The sequence below is a fragment of the Bradyrhizobium monzae genome (genome assembly GCF_021458635.1).
Classification (GTDB): domain Bacteria; phylum Pseudomonadota; class Alphaproteobacteria; order Rhizobiales; family Xanthobacteraceae; genus Bradyrhizobium.
Window position 1 is genome coordinate 1 of sequence record NZ_JAIRDQ010000009.1, and the last position, 14,629, is coordinate 14,629.

At 64.4% G+C, this 14,629-nt stretch carries 13 protein-coding genes; 6 read left to right on the forward strand and 7 right to left on the reverse strand.

Annotation, left to right across the window (positions count from 1 at the left end):
• Positions 1-10 precede the first annotated feature (10 nt).
• Both K3F49_RS27850 and K3F49_RS27855 read right to left on the reverse strand, forming a co-directional pair.
• Positions 11-958 (reverse strand): beta/alpha barrel domain-containing protein, encoded by a 948-nt coding sequence (locus tag K3F49_RS27850; protein WP_234684108.1) that lies wholly within the window; start codon positions 956-958, stop codon positions 11-13.
• A complete protein-coding gene (locus K3F49_RS27855; protein WP_234684109.1) occupies positions 955-2,130 on the reverse strand; it encodes a CoA transferase in 1,176 nt (391 codons plus the stop codon). The genes K3F49_RS27850 and K3F49_RS27855 overlap by 4 nt, the downstream gene beginning before the upstream one ends.
• A 105-nt stretch (positions 2,131-2,235) precedes the next feature.
• Here K3F49_RS27855 and K3F49_RS27860 point away from each other — a divergent pair, with 105 nt between their 5' ends.
• Both K3F49_RS27860 and K3F49_RS27865 read left to right on the forward strand, forming a co-directional pair.
• Positions 2,236-3,168 carry a LysR family transcriptional regulator gene (locus K3F49_RS27860; protein ID WP_234684110.1) on the forward strand — a complete coding sequence of 311 codons (933 nt, stop codon included), beginning with the start codon at positions 2,236-2,238 and terminating at the stop codon, positions 3,166-3,168.
• A gap of 189 nt (positions 3,169-3,357) precedes the next feature.
• On the forward strand, positions 3,358-4,773 hold the full coding sequence (locus K3F49_RS27865; protein WP_234684111.1) for an MFS transporter: 1,416 nt from the start codon (positions 3,358-3,360) through the stop codon (positions 4,771-4,773).
• 114 nt (positions 4,774-4,887) lie between these two features.
• On the opposite strand, the gene K3F49_RS27870 is transcribed toward K3F49_RS27865, so the two are convergent.
• Entirely contained in the window at positions 4,888-6,531 is a 1,644-nt protein-coding gene (locus K3F49_RS27870; RefSeq protein ID WP_234684112.1) for a S53 family peptidase, read from the reverse strand.
• A gap of 285 nt (positions 6,532-6,816) precedes the next feature.
• Here K3F49_RS27870 and K3F49_RS27875 point away from each other — a divergent pair, with 285 nt between their 5' ends.
• A complete protein-coding gene (locus tag K3F49_RS27875) occupies positions 6,817-7,989 on the forward strand; it encodes a phosphorylase family protein (RefSeq protein ID WP_234684113.1) in 1,173 nt (390 codons plus the stop codon).
• Positions 7,990-8,073: 84 nt separating this feature from the next.
• Positions 8,074-8,814, forward strand: coding sequence for a sulfate transporter family protein (locus K3F49_RS27880; RefSeq protein ID WP_234684114.1), 741 nt, complete (start codon positions 8,074-8,076; stop codon positions 8,812-8,814).
• A gap of 6 nt (positions 8,815-8,820) precedes the next feature.
• On the opposite strand, the gene K3F49_RS27885 is transcribed toward K3F49_RS27880, so the two are convergent.
• The 3 genes from K3F49_RS27885 to nth are packed head-to-tail and all read right to left on the reverse strand — an operon-like array spanning position 8,821 to position 12,377.
• Complete coding sequence (locus K3F49_RS27885) at positions 8,821-10,449, reverse strand: MFS transporter (protein ID WP_234684115.1); 1,629 nt, start codon at positions 10,447-10,449, stop codon at positions 8,821-8,823.
• Positions 10,436-11,572 carry an HlyD family secretion protein gene (locus K3F49_RS27890; RefSeq protein ID WP_234684116.1) on the reverse strand — a complete coding sequence of 379 codons (1,137 nt, stop codon included), beginning with the start codon at positions 11,570-11,572 and terminating at the stop codon, positions 10,436-10,438. The genes K3F49_RS27885 and K3F49_RS27890 overlap by 14 nt, the downstream gene beginning before the upstream one ends.
• 37 nt (positions 11,573-11,609) lie before the next feature.
• Positions 11,610-12,377 carry an endonuclease III gene (gene nth / locus K3F49_RS27895; RefSeq protein WP_234684117.1) on the reverse strand — a complete coding sequence of 256 codons (768 nt, stop codon included), beginning with the start codon at positions 12,375-12,377 and terminating at the stop codon, positions 11,610-11,612.
• Between the two features lie 22 nt (positions 12,378-12,399).
• Here nth and K3F49_RS27900 point away from each other — a divergent pair, with 22 nt between their 5' ends.
• Together K3F49_RS27900 and K3F49_RS27905 are read left to right on the forward strand one after the other, a co-directional pair.
• Complete coding sequence (locus K3F49_RS27900) at positions 12,400-12,918, forward strand: DUF2244 domain-containing protein (RefSeq protein ID WP_234684118.1); 519 nt, start codon at positions 12,400-12,402, stop codon at positions 12,916-12,918.
• A gap of 55 nt (positions 12,919-12,973) precedes the next feature.
• Positions 12,974-13,870, forward strand: coding sequence for a methylated-DNA--[protein]-cysteine S-methyltransferase (locus tag K3F49_RS27905; protein WP_234684119.1), 897 nt, complete (start codon positions 12,974-12,976; stop codon positions 13,868-13,870).
• Positions 13,871-13,990: 120 nt separating this feature from the next.
• Here K3F49_RS27905 and K3F49_RS27910 read toward each other — a convergent pair whose 3' ends face one another.
• On the reverse strand, positions 13,991-14,614 hold the full coding sequence (locus K3F49_RS27910; protein ID WP_234684120.1) for a 2,3-bisphosphoglycerate-dependent phosphoglycerate mutase: 624 nt from the start codon (positions 14,612-14,614) through the stop codon (positions 13,991-13,993).
• Positions 14,615-14,629 lie beyond the last annotated feature (15 nt).

Consider the following 14,629-nt stretch of genomic DNA (forward strand, 5'->3'; position numbering starts at 1 on the left):
GAAGAGTATCTCACGCCGCCTTCGCCGCATTCCCACCCGGCAGGCCTGCCCGCGCGAGGCCGCCGTAGAGCTGTTCGTTCGGCATTTCCTCGCGCAAAATTTTGCGCACGGCGATCAGCCTGTCCAGATCGATGCCCGTCGCAAAACCCTTGCTCTCGCAGAGGAACACGAGGTCTTCGAACACGACATTGCCGGTTGCGCCGGGCGCGAAGGGGCAGCCGCCGAGCCCACCGAGAGAGCCGTCGAGGATACGCGCGCCTTCATCCAGCGCTGCGGACGCATTGGCGATGCCCATGCCGCGGGTGTCGTGAAGATGAATGCAGATCGGCTTCGATCCCGAGAGCTTGACCGCGCCGCGGGTCAGCTCGGCCACCTGCTTTGGTCCGGCATAGCCGACCGTGTCGGCGATCCCTACGAAATCGACGCCGGCCTCGAGGCATCTGTCGACGAGCCGCAACACCTCTTTCGGATCGACCGCGCCGGTGATCGAGCAGCCCAGCGCCATCGAGATCGCAGCGTTCACCAGCGGCTTGTGGGCGCTCGCATCGCGCATCTCGCAGAGGCGCTTCACGTTGGCAATTGCGGACTCGCGCGAGCGATGCGCGTTGGCTTGGCTGTGCTCTTCGGTCGCAGAGACCACCGAGGCGATCTCGCCGACGCCGGATTCCAGCGCCTCGTTCACGCCTCGCTCGTTGAGCGCGAGCGCAACACCATGCGCGCCGGACAGGCTCGCCACCGTTGCGATGACATCGCAGACATCAACGAATTGCGGAAAGGTCTTTGCCGGCAGGAACGAACCGACCTCGAAATGACGCACGCCAGCGGCATATTCCTCGCGCACCCAGCGCTGCTTAGCGGCTGTTGACGGAAACTTCTTCACGAGCTGCAGTCCGTCGCGCAAGCCGACCTCGCGCAAGGCAATGCGGTCCGCGGGGTAGATGGTCTCGATCCGGCTCATGCGCGCCTCCCAGCGGCTTTTGACGTGACGTCGTTGTTGTCGATCTCGGCGCGGACCGCCGACGTGTCGGCACCCAGCGGTGCGACCTTCAGGCCTTCGCCAAAGTGGTTGCCGTTCCATTCGAGCGGCAGCGTCGGCACATGGAACGGTTTGCCGTCGGCGGTGATGTTGGTGACGAGGCCACCCGGCCGCAGCACATGCGGGTCGGTGAGGAGATCCTCGGGCCGGTTGATCGGCGAGAAGCAGATGTTGAGCGCGTCGAGCTTTTTGGACAGCTCCGCCACGTCCCGCTGCCGGATGATCTCGGCGACGCGCGGCAGGATCCGCGGCCGCGCCAGAATGCGATCGGTGGTGGTGCGCAAGGTGGGATCATCGAGAAACTCGGCGAGCCCGAACTCGCGGCAAAAGCTCTGCCAGTGCCCCTCGGTGACGACGCCGATGAAAATGCGACCGTCGCCGGCGGCATCGAAAATGTCGTAGATCGGCCAGGCGTGCTCACGCTCCGGCATCGAGCGCGGCTTGTTGCCGGTCATCTCGTACTCGACCATGTGCTGCGCGACCAGGAACAGGCAGTTCTCGAACAGGCCGATGCGGATGTCGGCGCCATCGCGTTTGCCCCCGCGCTTCTGGTAGAGCGCGGCAAGGATCGCGATCACGCCGAACATGCCGCCCATGATGTCATTGGCGGAGGAGCCGACCCGCTGCGGCTTCTCTTTCGTGCCGGTCATGGCGGCGAGCCCCGACATCATCTGCACGACCTCGTCGAGCGCGGGACGGTGCTCATAGGGGCCGGAGAGAAAGCCCTTGTGGCCGGCGATGATCAGATGCGGATGGCGGCGGCGCAGTTCCTCGGCACCTAACCCCTGCTTCTCGAGCAGGCCATCGCGAAAATTCTCAAGGAACACGTCGGCCGTTTCAAGCAGCCGGTGCATGGTGTCGCGATCCCTGGCCTTCTCGAGGTCCAGCACCACGCTGCGCTTGCCGCGGTTGAACAGCGGGAAAAACGCCGTGCCCATGCCGCCGAGGCTCCGCGTCTTGTCGCCGGCGGGCGGTTCGACCTTGATCACCTCGGCGCCGAGTTGCGCGAGGATCATGCCGCAGGTCGGGCCCATCACCATGTGGGTCATCTCGACGACCCGCACGCCTTCGAGCGGCAATCCGGTCTCAGCCATCCGTCACTCCCTGTCCGTTCGGCCTGAAGACTAGGCCTTCACAAGCCTTCTTAAAAATATAATCTGTCGAAGATTGCCTTCGCGCTTATAGAACGCTTCACCGACATGGATTCGCGCCAGCTCCGCTATTTCATCGCCGTCTACGAGCAGCGGAACCTGTCGCGCGCGGCCGACCAGGTGAATGTCGCCCAATCCGCGCTCAGCCATCATATCTCGAATCTGGAGGCCGAGTTCGCAACGCCGCTGTTCGAACGCAAGTCGCGCGGCATGGACCCGACCGCGGCCGGCGAGCGGCTCTATGAGCACGCCCGCATCATCCTGCGCGCGATGGCGGAGGCCGAGACCGAGGTGCGCGAGGGCGCCCGCGTCATTGCCGGCGAGATTTCGATCGGCATGGCCAATTCCGGCGTCAAGGCCATCGGCGTCGAGCTGATGCGTACGGTGCTAACCAAATATCCCAAGCTCAAGCTGTCGCTCACCGAGAGCCTGTCGGGCGCGACGCTGATGCATCTGATGATCTCCAATGTCGACCTCGCGCTGGTCTACAATCCGCCGTCGGAGAAGGAGCTGATCACGGAAGCCGTGCTTGAAGAGGAGATGTTCCTGGTCGGCATTCCAAAACTGGTGGGCAAGAGCAAAACCCCGATCCGCTTCGAAGAGCTGAGCCGGCTGCCGCTGATCCTGCTGCGTTACGGCCTCGGCCTGTCCTCGCGCGCGCTGCTGGACGATCCCGTCCTGCTCAAGCGGCTGGAGGGCAGCGCCATCCTGCATGCCAACTCGATCACGGGCATGACCGGCGCGCTGGTGGAGGGGCTCGGCTGCACCATCGCGACAAAGCTGTTCGCGCGGGAGGAGCTCGCCGCCGGCCGCCTGGTCGCGCGCGAAGTGATCGCCCCAAAACTCACCCGCACGCTCTATCTCTGCCGCCTGCGCAACCGCCCAATGACCTACGCGATGGAAGAGATGCGCCGCCTGATGCTGGCGCTGATCGCCGAGCAGGTGCGCAGCGGCGGCTGGCAGGCGGAGCTGGTGGGGTGAGCCGTCATTGCGAGCTCGCAATGACGCGCTGAGAGGTTCGTTCGAAAATCTCGAACGCTTCGATCGATATGTTCGTCTGGATTTCCGGCTGGCAGAAGCCAACATGGCGCGGCCCGGCAGAGCTTGCGAAAACCACCGAGATGAGCCGCCGGGAAACGCGCGCGATCTGCGCGCCACGGGGAGGACATCATGAGCGTTGTCGGCATCGACACAGGCTTTGAGCTCGGCGCTGCACCATCCGGACCGGACGAGATCTCGCGGCGGCTCGAGGCGATGCCGGCGACGGGCTATGTCTGGCGCCTCGTCATGCTGCTCTCGCTCGGCGGCTGTTTCGAGATCTACGATCTGTTTCTGACCGGCTACATTGCGCCGGGGCTGAGCCGCAGCGGATTGCTCTCCACGACGACAACGGCCTTCTTCGGCTTCTCCGGCATCGGCGCCTTCGTCGCCGCGACCTTTGCCGGCCTGTTCGTCGGCACTTTCTTCCTCGGCTTCCTCGCCGACCGTTTTGGCCGCCGCGCGATCTTCACCACTGCGCTGCTTGGCTACACCGCAGCGTCGGTGATCATGGCCTGCCAGACCTCCTCCGAAGGTCTTCTGTTCTGGCGCTTCCTCGCCGGAATCGGCATCGGTGTCGAGGTTATCACCATCGATGCCTACATCACCGAGCTGGTGCCGAGCCGGATTCGCGGACGCGCCTTTGCGGTGAACCAGTCGATCATGTTCATCGCCGTGCCCATCGTCGCCTTCCTCGCCTGGTGGCTGGTGCCGCTCGCGCCTTATGGCGTCGAGGGCTGGCGCTGGGTGGTGCTGGCAGGTGCTGCCGCCAGCATGATCATCTGGGTGCTCAGGCTGTTCCTGCCCGAGAGCCCGCTCTGGCTGGCGCGTCATGGCCGCACCGAGGAGGCGTTTCGCATCCTCGCAGCGCTCGAAGCCCGCGGCGGGGCCGCAGCGCCCGGCCCCTCAGCTTCACTCGCGCGGCCAGCGGCGCAAACAATCGCGCGCATCGGCTTTGCCGACCTGTTCCGTCCGCCCTATGTCTCGCTCGTGATCCTGTTCATGGTGTTCAACCTCTGCCAGGCCTTCGGCTTCTATGGCTTCGCCAATTGGGTGCCGATGCTGCTGGTCGAGAAGGGCATCACCGTCACCAAGAGCCTGCAATATTCCTTCATCGTCGCCTTCGCCTATCCGATCGCGCCGCTGCTGGCCGCAAGCTTCGCCGACAAATTCGAGCGCCGCTGGATCATCGCCGGCGCCTGCATCGCCATCATCGTGTTCGGCATGGCGTTCGCGCAATTGACCGAGCCCGGACTGTTGATCGTCTGCGGCGTGCTGCTGACGGCCTGCAACACGACGATGTCCTACGCCTATCACGCCTACCAGACCGAGGTGTTTCCGACCCAGATCCGCGCGCAGGCGTCCGGCCTCGTCTATTCCATGAGCCGGCTCTCCGCGACGTTCTCCGGATTCATCGTCGCCTACATGCTGAAGGAGGCCGGCGTCACCGGCGTGTTCGGCCTGATCACCGTGGCCATGCTGATCGTGGTGATCGCGATGGCGCTGTTCGGCCCGAACGTGCGCGGCAAGGCGCTGGATACGGTGTAGCTGAGTTCGTCATTGCGAGCGCAACGAAGCAATCCAGTCTGCCTCTGCGGAGAGATTCTGGATTGCTTCGTCGCAAGAGCTCCTCGCAATGACGAGGAGAGAGCGTCTACGCGCTCACGCCGCCAGCAAATTCTGCAACGCCGCGCCGTTGGGGACGCCGAGGCCGGAGCAGGCGTCCCAGCCCGGGCCGGCCTTGTACATGCCGTGCAGCGAGCCGGTGATGTCGTTATTGCCGATCGTGATGTCGCGGAACACGCCATGCGCGTGCGAGGCGTAAATCAGCGGGTTGATGAAGCCCACCGTCTTGCCGAACTTCTTGGTCGTGGCCTCGTTGATGCGCGCGATCAGTCCGGCCATCAGCGGCGCCACTGCGCTGGTGCCGCCGATCGTGGTCATGACGCCGTTGAGGAAGATCTGGTAACCGGTCGCAGGATCCGCATCGCCGGAAACGTCGGGCACGCCGCGGCCGACCGAATGCGACGGCGATTTCGGCACATGCGCGTTGGCCTGGTAGTGCGGCCTGGGGAATACGATGCTGACGCCGCCACCGCCCGCGCCGTCCTGGGGGCCTCCGTTCCAGACCGTTTCGGTGATCGTGCCGTTCGACGCCCGCAAATTGGTCCCGCCGCAGGCCAGCGCAAACGGGCTGGAGGCCGGGAAATCGGCGTGCGGCTTGCCGTCCCAGCCCTGCGCCATGTCGGCGGAGCCGTTGTCGCCGGACGCGACACAGACGGTGACGCCCATCGCGGCGGCATCACGGATCGCCTCGTTGAGGCCGTCGACGAATTGCTGCGAGCCGGCCGGATCTTCCGGTCCGCCCCAGCTGATCGAAATCACCGAGGGTTTTCGCGCGGTGTCGTGGACGGCGGCTTTCACCGCGTCGATGAAGCCATTGGTGGTGTTGGGCGCAAAGTAGACCACGATCCTGGCGCCGGGGGCGATCGCGCCGGCCACCTCGATGTCGAGCACGACCTCACCGTCGGCCTCGGAATGGCCGGGCTTGTTGGCGCCGCCGTCGACGCTTGCCGGTGCGATCTGCGGCATCTTGATGCCCGCCTTCTTGAAGAAGGTCTTTAGGTCCGAGGTCTTGTAGCCGGCTCCGGTGGGATGGCCCTTGGTGTCGATGTCGTTGAGTTCGATGATGGCGATGCACTGGCCGGCGCCGGTCTCACCGCCTGGGAAATTGTAGAGCTGCGCGATCTGCTCGACCGAGAAGCTGCCGCCCTGGCCCGCGCGCGCGGTCGCACCCTTTTTCGCCGGCTTGCGCCGGAAATGCGGCTGCGCCACCGGCCGGTTGTCCAGGCCGTGCACGCCGACCACGATGCCTTCGAGCTCGGCTGGAATCTGCACATTGCCCTTGCGCATGCGATAGGTCGCGCCGTCATGCCTGACCTTGTTGAGCTTGACGCCGAAGGCGGCGCTCATCGCCTTCACCGTGCCGGTCAGTTTTACCGTGCGGGAGGCCAGGTGCACGCTCTTGACGTTGAGCTCGTGGAGATGCGCGAAATCGTCGATCTTGGCGACGTCGGCGGTATCCGCGCCCATCTGCTCGGCGAACTCGGTGCGGGAAAGATACTCCCGCTCACGCGGCGGTTGCGCGCCGAGCGCCATCACCTGCTCATCGTCGGCGCGCCTGGCACGCAGGCGAACGCTGATCTCGATTTCCTGCTTGGGATCGGCCGCGCCGACGAGCTTGGCTCCCTTCGGCAATTTCCGGGCGCTGTTCACCAACGCGACTTTATTGGTCGAGCTTGCCATGACTTCCTCCGTTTGTGATTGGAAGGCAGATTGTCGCACCTCAACTATAGGTGTAATCTCAAGCGCAAATTGGTTCAGGTGATTGAGCGATTTTTTCAAAACTAGCCTTGTTTTGCAGAGTCAATTCTCTGTTTCTTCAAATCGGCACGAAATCGGTCAATAGTGCGGACTATTCGCGCCTGCTTTTTCGACCTCAGATTGCAACCGTTGGCCGCCCTGGCCGACCAATGAAAGACGCTTGTCGACAACAGACCCTTGTCAAAAACAATTGGCGGAGACCGCGTGATGCCTGCTGATCGCAAATGGGTTGAGAAAAATCTCGGGTTCGATCCGATCACCACACCGCCGCCGCGCGAGACCTTCGTGGTCAAGCGCATCGCGGATGCCGCCGCGAAGAAGGCCGCGAAGGTCGCGCCCGAGGATTTTCAGCGCGAGATCATCGATTTCGATTCCGAATCGACCGAAGGCCGCGCGTTCATGGCCTTCTCGACCGCGACCGGGCTGTCGCGCTTCACCGACATTCCCTGGCCCAAGGGGCTGGCGCCGCAGACCGGGCCGAAGCCGGCGGGCAACGGCAAGGGCCCGCTGCCCCGCGCCGACGTGCTGGTCGTGACCTGGACCGTCGACGAAGGGCACGCAACCAGCCGCGTGCTGACGCCGGGCAAGGACTCGCACAACGACTACGTCCCCTACACGCACAATTACGCGACCATCTCCAAGAAGATGCGCAATGGCTGCCCGGCCAAGGAGCTGAAGCGGCTCGGCGCCTTCTGGACCGCGACGATCGGCAAGAAGAAGGTCGTGGTCTTCAAATCCGATTCGCACATGTCGCAGGACGGTCCGCAGCTGCCCAACATCGACGTCTGGCGCCAGATCATCACCGAGGTGCAGCCGACGCTCGTGATCACCACGGGCACCGCCGGTGGCATCGGCAAGCAGGTCGAGGTCGGCGACGTCATCGTCAGCCCAATCGTGCGCTTCGACTGCCTCTCGAAATTCAAGAAGCAGCCGTTCGCGCAGGAGCATTTTTCGAGCAAATCAGCCAAGACGACGAAGTTCGCAACGGCCAGGACGCTGTTCAAGGCCAATGCCGGACAGCTGCCGAAGACCAACACCCGCGCTCCGAAGATCTTCGTGGCCAAGCCGAGCGCGTTGTCGTCGTCCGTGGTGACCACCGATTTCTTCGGCTTCGACACCTCGGACGATCACTTCCATCTGCAGGGGCTCGGCGACGTCTCCGAAATGGGCGACGCCATCCTGGGCCTGGTCGCCCTGGAGATGGGCGCCAAGGCGCCGCGCTGGCTCGCGATCCGCAACGTCTCCGACCCGCAGATCAAGGCCGAGGGCACGCTGAAGCAGCAGGAACAGGTCGCCGCCCAGATCTACAAGGGATTTGGCCGCTGGAGCACGGTCTGCAGCGCCATCACCTGCTGGGCCAGCATTGTGGCGGAGCCATAAGCCGCATCGGCCCAAGGGTCAGCCTCCCTTGCCGAAGCGGCCCGGGGTGTCTACCTCTCGCGGGTGGTTTCGCGAGAGGTTCCCATGCTGGATGCCGCCGTCAAGGCGCTGTCGCAAATGATGTCGCCGCCGATGCGTTCGATCCTGTGGCGATCGATCGGGCTTGCGCTGGTGCTGATCGTCGTGCTCGCGATCGGGTTGCAGCGGCTGCTGAGCTGGTTCGCGACCCATGGCGAGGTCTGGCTGGAGGGCCTGCTCGGGCCGAGCTGGCATTCGTCGCTGGAGGTGCTCGCCTGGATCATCTCGATTGCGGCCGGTTTCGGCGTCGTGTTCGGCAGCGTGTTCCTGATGCCGGCGATCACCTCGCTGGTGGCGAGCCTGTTCGTCGACGACGTCGCCGACATCGTCGAACGCGAATATTACCCGGCCGAGCGGCCGGGCACGGCGCTGCCGTTCAACCAGGCGATCTTCGAAGGCATCAAGACCGCGCTTCTGACCATCGTGGTCTATCTGATCGCGCTGCCGTTCGTGTTCCTGGCCGGCGCCGGTTTCCTGATCTTCTTCCTTGCCGCCGCATGGCTGTTGGGGCGCGAATATTTCGAGCTCGCCGCGATGCGCTTCCGCTCGCCGGAAGAGGCCAAGGCGATGCGTCGCGACAATGCCGCGATCATCTTCACCGCGGGCCTCTTCATCGCGGCCTTCGTCTCGATCCCGATCGTCAACCTGGCAACGCCGATCTTCGGCATGGCCTTCATGGTCCACATGCACAAACGTCTGTCAGGATCGCGGCCCGAGCTGATCGAGCCGGCGCGGCAGATGCGGTGACCTCGACTACGTCACCGCCACCCCGCACTTTCGCAGCAGCATCTTGGCGAAGCCGAACGGCGCGGGCGTGAACGGTCCCGGCGGCGCGCGGGTGATCAGGGCGGTAAAGCCGAGCGCTGATATCGCCAGCCAGAAACAGAGCCAGAAGCCGTCGATATAGGCGAGCACGTTAGCCTCGCGCGCGACGAAGCTCGCGAGCGTGCCGATCGCGCGTGCCTCCGCCGAGCCGGCGCCGTGGGCGGCAAAGTGATCGGCGAGCTGCTTCAGCGCGCGCACCACATTGACGTCGCCGACTTCGAGGTTCTGGCCGATATAGAAGGAATGGACCTGCTCGCGAACGCGCAGCCACGTTCCCATCAGCGCGACGCCGACCTCGGCACCGCCGAGCCGCATGATCTGGATATAGGCGGCAAAAGCTGTCGCACGGCTCGGATCGGAGTTCGACAGCAGCGTGATGATGAGCGGCAGCAAGGTCAGCGACTGCCCGATCGCCTGGAGCAGGACGATGCCGATGAAGTCGTCGCGGGCCCAGTCGTGGCTGAGCTGGGTGCCCCAGAGATTGGCTGCGGCAAAGCAGGCAAATCCGACGACCACCACGGCCCGCGCATCGAAATGCCGTAGCAGCCAGATCGAGATCGGCACCAGCACGAACATCGGCAGCGCGCCATAGGTAAGCAGCAGCAGGCCGCTCTGCTCGGGTCTGAGCAGAGCGATGACCGCGAGGAAATTCGGCACCAGCGACGCATTGGACAGGCTAGTCAGCGTGTACAGCAGGATCAGGATCAACCCCAATCCGATGTTGCGCGAGAACAGCACGTTCACATGCGCCCAGGGCTGTCGCACCAGCGACTCATTGACGATGAAGCCCGCGAACAGCACCGCACCTCCGACGAGCAGCGCCATCACCGTACCGGAGCCGAGCCAGTCCAGCCGATTGCCCTGATCGAGGCCGGCATAGATCATCGAGACCGCGGCACCGAGCAGCAGCATGCCGCCCCAATCGGCCTCGCGCAGCAGCACGCGGTTGACCGGCTCGTTCGGGGTACCGAGATAGACCATCAGGCCCATCAAGGGCGCGATCACGACGCTCTGCCAGTACACCCATTGCCAACCGAGATGGTCGACATAGAAGCCGACCAGCGAGCTCGATGTGTCGAGCGCAAAGCCGACGCGGATCGAATAGAGCGCGATCGCCGGCAGCCACCAGCGGATCGGCAGATTGCGGAACACGATCATCAGCGTCGCCGGCACGAAGGTGCCGAGCAACAGGCCGTGGATGACGCTGAGAACCATCAGTGTCTGATAATCGTGCACGAACGGGATGATCAGCGAGATGATCGCATAGACGAGGCTCGGGATGCCGAGCACACGCCGCAGGCCGAACACGGTCGCAAGCCACGGCACCGCCGGCGCGATAAGGATTTGCGAGCCGATTCCGGCGGTCGAGAGCCACGCGCCCTCGTCGAACGAGAGAGAGAACGCGCCGCGCAGATCCGGCAGGCCGACCGTGGTCAGGCGACTGTCGACATTGGTGAGAAATGAGCCGAGCAGGACGGCGGCGACCGCAAACAACGGCTGTGGCGCCAAGCCGCCGCGCGAGACGGGGCCACGACTGGCGTCGTCATTTTCCGCCATCCGCGCCCTTCGTGTCGATGCTGGTGACGACCGACATGCCCGGCACCAGCCGCGCCAGCAGCGGCTGGTTGTCGTCGAACTGGATGCGCACGGGAATGCGCTGCACGACCTTGGTGAAATTGCCGGTCGCATTGTCAGGCGGCAGCAGCGCCACCTGCGCACCGGTCGCGGGCGCGATGCGCTCGACTTTGCCACGCAGCTTCTCGCGCGAAAAACTGTCGACGGTGATCTCGACCGGTTGCCCGGGTGCGACGTGCGTGAGCTGGGTCTCCTTGTAGTTCGCGATCACATAGACCTTTGGCAGCGGCACGACGTTGATGAGGTTAGTGCCGATATTGACGTAATCGCCGGGCTGAACCTGACGCTCGCCAACGACGCCGTCGAACGGCGCGGTGATCCTGGTGTAGCCGAGCTTGAGCTTGTCACTCGCCAGCGTCGCCTTGGTCGCATCGAGATCCGCAGCGCGCTGCTTCTTGGTGCCTTGCAAAACCTCGAGCTGATGCTGCTGGGCGGCGATCACGGCGCGGCTCGCGCGCACGTCGGCCTGCGCCTTGGCGAGGCCCGCGACCGCCTGCTCGAGCCGCTGCCGCGTGCCGGCCTCAGTCTGCGTCAGCGATTGCTGACGCTCCTGCTCCTGCTTGGCTTCGACTTCCAGCGCTTCCGCCGACAAACGCGAAGCCTCGGCCTGCGCGATGGTCGCATATTGCAGCTCGATCTGGTTGGCGAGATTGTCCAGCTGGGCTTGCGCGGCAGCCACCGCCGCCTCGGACTGCGCGACCTGGGCCTCGTAATCTGCGGGATCGATCTGGATCAGAAGATCGCCGGCCTTGACGCGCTGGAAGTCGGTCACGGCGACCGTCAGCACCTCGCCGGAGACGCGGCTCGCAAGCCGCGTCAACTCGGCGCGCACATAGGCGTCATTGGTGGTCTGGACCACGGCATTGCCGACCCATTCGTCGAACCGCAACGTTGCCAATGCGACGAAGGCGAGCGCGACGACCACGGCGAACAGCGGGATCGCGAGCCGGCTCCAGAGCGAGCTCGCCGGCCGCTGCGTCGGCTTCGGCGATGGAGCCGGTGTGGCCGCGGGCGGCGGTGACGAGACTTGTTCCTGCTGACTCAACCAATGCCCCCAAAACCACTTTGCACGAACGCCACGCTCAAACCGTCTTCTCCGGCCACCGGCAGAGATCGTTGATCAGGCAAACCTCGCAGCGCGGCTTGCGCGCGAGGCAAGTATAGCGGCCGTGCAGGATCAGCCAATGATGGGCGTGCAGCATGAACTCGGCCGGGATCACCTTTTCGAGACCAAGCTCGACCTCGAGCGGCGTCTTGCCGGGCGCGAGTCCCGTGCGATTGCCGACGCGGAAAACATGCGTGTCGACCGCCATGGTGTGCTCGCCGAAGGCCATGTTGAGCACGACGTTGGCGGTCTTGCGGCCCGCGCCCGGCAGCGACTCGATCTCGGCGCGCATGCGCGGCACCTCGCCGCCGAAATCACTGAGCACTTTTGCGGACAACGCGATCACGTTCCTGGCCTTGGTGCGATAGAGGCCGATGGTCTTGATGTACTCGCGCAGGCGTTCTTCGCCGAGATCGAGCATCTTCTGCGGCGTGTCCGCGACCGCGAACAATGCGCGTGTCGCCTTGTTGACCCCGGCATCGGTCGCCTGCGCCGACAGCACGACGGCGACCAGCAACGTGAACGGATTGACGTGCTCGAGCTCGCCTTTCGGCTCGGGGTTGGCCTTGCGGAAGCGGCTGAAGACCTCATGAACTTCGGCCGGCGTCCAGGGTTTGATAGCCTTGAGCGATTTCTTCGCGGGCGCCGATTTCTTCGCAGCCTTGGGCTTCGCGACGGCCGCCTTTGCCTTTTTCTTCGGCATCGCCGCTTTGCGCGGGGCCGGCTTGCGGGTGATTTTCGCCATGATCGGGATATACTGAGGGACGATGAGCACAGGCAACGAAATTGAGCGCGACAGCGAAGTGCAGATCTTTTCCGCGCAGCTGACGCCACACCGCTCGCTGAACCGCAGCGGCTTTCTCGCCGTGATGCTGTTCCTGAGCGTCGTCAGCTTCGTCACCGGCATTGTCTTCCTGATGAAGGGCGCCTGGCCGGTGTTCGGCTTTTTCGGCCTCGACATCCTGGTGATCTGGTGGGCCTTCAAGGCCAATTTCCGCAGCGCACGGGCGCGCGAGGAGATCACGGTCACGACCACCGAATTGCGCGTGCGGCGCGTCAGCCATCGCGGCCAGGTCGCCGAATGGAGCTTTAATCCGCTCTGGGTCCGCCTCGACATGGAAGTCGACGAGGATTTTGGCATCGAGCATCTCTATCTGATCTCGCGGGGGCACCAGATCCAGATCGCCCGCTTTTTGGGACCGGATGAAAAGGCAAGCTTTTACAAAGGCTTGATTGAGGCGCTCAATGCCGCCAAGCGCGGCCCGACCTTCAACCCGGTGACCTAAGGCGCAGTCAGAAATCGGGTGGTTTCGAAGCCTGCCCTCTCCTACATTTCCGGTCATGATGACACTCGCCATACATGACCAGCGCCTGGCCAAGCCGGGCACCCAGAACGCCGCGCTGCGCGACTATGATTCCGTGCGCCGGGCCATCGCGTTCATTTCGGAGAACTGGCGCGCGCAGCCGACCATCGAGGCGATGGCCGATGCGGCCGGCGTCACGCCGGATGAGCTGCACCATCTGTTTCGCCGCTGGGCCTCGATCACGCCGAAGGCCTTTATGCAGGCATTGACGCTCGACCACGCCAAGGGGTTGCTGCGGGACTCCGCGAGCATCCTCGACGCCGCGCTCGACTCGGGCCTCTCGGGCCCGGGCCGGCTGCATGATCTCTTCGTCACGCACGAGGCGATGTCGCCGGGTGAATGGAAGAACGGCGGCGCGGGCTTGACCTTGCGCTACGGCTTCCATCCCTCGCCATTCGGCACCGCGATCGTGATCGCGACCGATCGTGGGCTCTCGGGTCTCGCCTTCGCCGATCCCGGCGAGGAAACCGCTTCGTTGGCCGATATGACGCGGCGCTGGCCGAACGCGACCTACATCGAGGATCACGAAGGCACCGCGCCGCTGGCGCAACGCATCTTCGACACAAAACTCTGGCGGCCGGACCAGCCGTTGCGGGTGGTGATGATCGGCACCGATTTCGAGGTGCGGGTATGGGAGACGCTGTTGAAGATCCCGATGGGACGCGCGGTGTCTTATTCCGACATCGCCTGCAACATCGACAATCCGAAGGCCTCGCGCGCCGTCGGTGCCGCCATCGGGAAAAACCCCGTCTCCTTCGTCGTGCCCTGCCATCGCGCGCTCGGCAAGAGCGGCACGCTGACTGGCTATCACTGGGGCATCACCCGCAAGCAGGCGATGCTGGGCTGGGAGGCCGGGCAGCTCGGGGTGCAGTAGGGCACTCCGAGCACACTGCCGTAGGGTGGGCAAAGCGTAGCGCGCCCACCATGCATTAGCGATCGCGGAAGAATGGTGGGCACGGCGCTCCGCGCCTTTGCCCACCCTACGAGACCGTAGCTAACCCGCCAGATCCAGCTTCGACGCCACGGTCGAATCCGCGTTGAGCCGGTAGATGATCGGCACACCCGTCGCAAGCTCGCGCTTCAAGATGCCTTCGGGCGACAGCTTCTCCAGCACCATGATCAGCGCGCGCAGTGAGTTGCCGTGGGCGGCAACCAGCGTGCGCTTGCCGTTGAGCACGCCGGGCAGGATTTCCTGCACGTAGTAGGGCAGTGCGCGCGCGAGCGTATCCTTCAGGCTTTCGCCGCCGGGCGGCGGCACGTCGTAGGAGCGGCGCCAGATCAGCACCTGGTCCTCGCCCCACTTCTTGCGCGCGTCGTCCTTGTTGAGGCCGGAGAGATCGCCGTAGTCGCGCTCGTTCAGCGCGAGGTCCTTCGAGGTCGGCAGGCCCTTCTGTCCGAGTTCGCCGAGAATGAGGTCGAGCGTGTGCTGCGCGCGCGTGAGCACCGAAGTGTAGGCGACGTCGAACACGAGGCCTTCTGCCTTCAACTTGCGGCCGGCTTCCGAGGCCTCCTTCACGCCGAGCTCGGTGAGATCAGGATCCTTCCAGCCGGTGAACAGGTTCTTCAGGTTCCATTCGCTCTGGCCGTGCCGCACCAGCACGAGAAGACGTTCGCTCATTGACTGCTTTCCGTT

What these genes read in the sequence shown, in the direction of transcription:
- K3F49_RS27850 (WP_234684108.1), bottom strand. Translation starts at nt 958, where the DNA reads ATGAGCCGGATCGAGACCATCTACCCCGCGGACCGCATTGCCTTGCGC.
- K3F49_RS27855 (WP_234684109.1), bottom strand. Translation starts at nt 2,130, where the DNA reads ATGGCTGAGACCGGATTGCCGCTCGAAGGCGTGCGGGTCGTCGAGATG.
- K3F49_RS27860 (WP_234684110.1), top strand. Translation starts at nt 2,236, where the DNA reads ATGGATTCGCGCCAGCTCCGCTATTTCATCGCCGTCTACGAGCAGCGG.
- K3F49_RS27865 (WP_234684111.1), top strand. Translation starts at nt 3,358, where the DNA reads ATGAGCGTTGTCGGCATCGACACAGGCTTTGAGCTCGGCGCTGCACCA.
- K3F49_RS27870 (WP_234684112.1), bottom strand. Translation starts at nt 6,531, where the DNA reads ATGGCAAGCTCGACCAATAAAGTCGCGTTGGTGAACAGCGCCCGGAAA.
- K3F49_RS27875 (WP_234684113.1), top strand. Translation starts at nt 6,817, where the DNA reads ATGCCTGCTGATCGCAAATGGGTTGAGAAAAATCTCGGGTTCGATCCG.
- K3F49_RS27880 (WP_234684114.1), top strand. Translation starts at nt 8,074, where the DNA reads ATGCTGGATGCCGCCGTCAAGGCGCTGTCGCAAATGATGTCGCCGCCG.
- K3F49_RS27885 (WP_234684115.1), bottom strand. Translation starts at nt 10,449, where the DNA reads ATGGCGGAAAATGACGACGCCAGTCGTGGCCCCGTCTCGCGCGGCGGC.
- nth (WP_234684117.1), bottom strand. Translation starts at nt 12,377, where the DNA reads ATGGCGAAAATCACCCGCAAGCCGGCCCCGCGCAAAGCGGCGATGCCG.
- K3F49_RS27900 (WP_234684118.1), top strand. Translation starts at nt 12,400, where the DNA reads ATGAGCACAGGCAACGAAATTGAGCGCGACAGCGAAGTGCAGATCTTT.
- K3F49_RS27905 (WP_234684119.1), top strand. Translation starts at nt 12,974, where the DNA reads ATGATGACACTCGCCATACATGACCAGCGCCTGGCCAAGCCGGGCACC.
- K3F49_RS27910 (WP_234684120.1), bottom strand. Translation starts at nt 14,614, where the DNA reads ATGAGCGAACGTCTTCTCGTGCTGGTGCGGCACGGCCAGAGCGAATGG.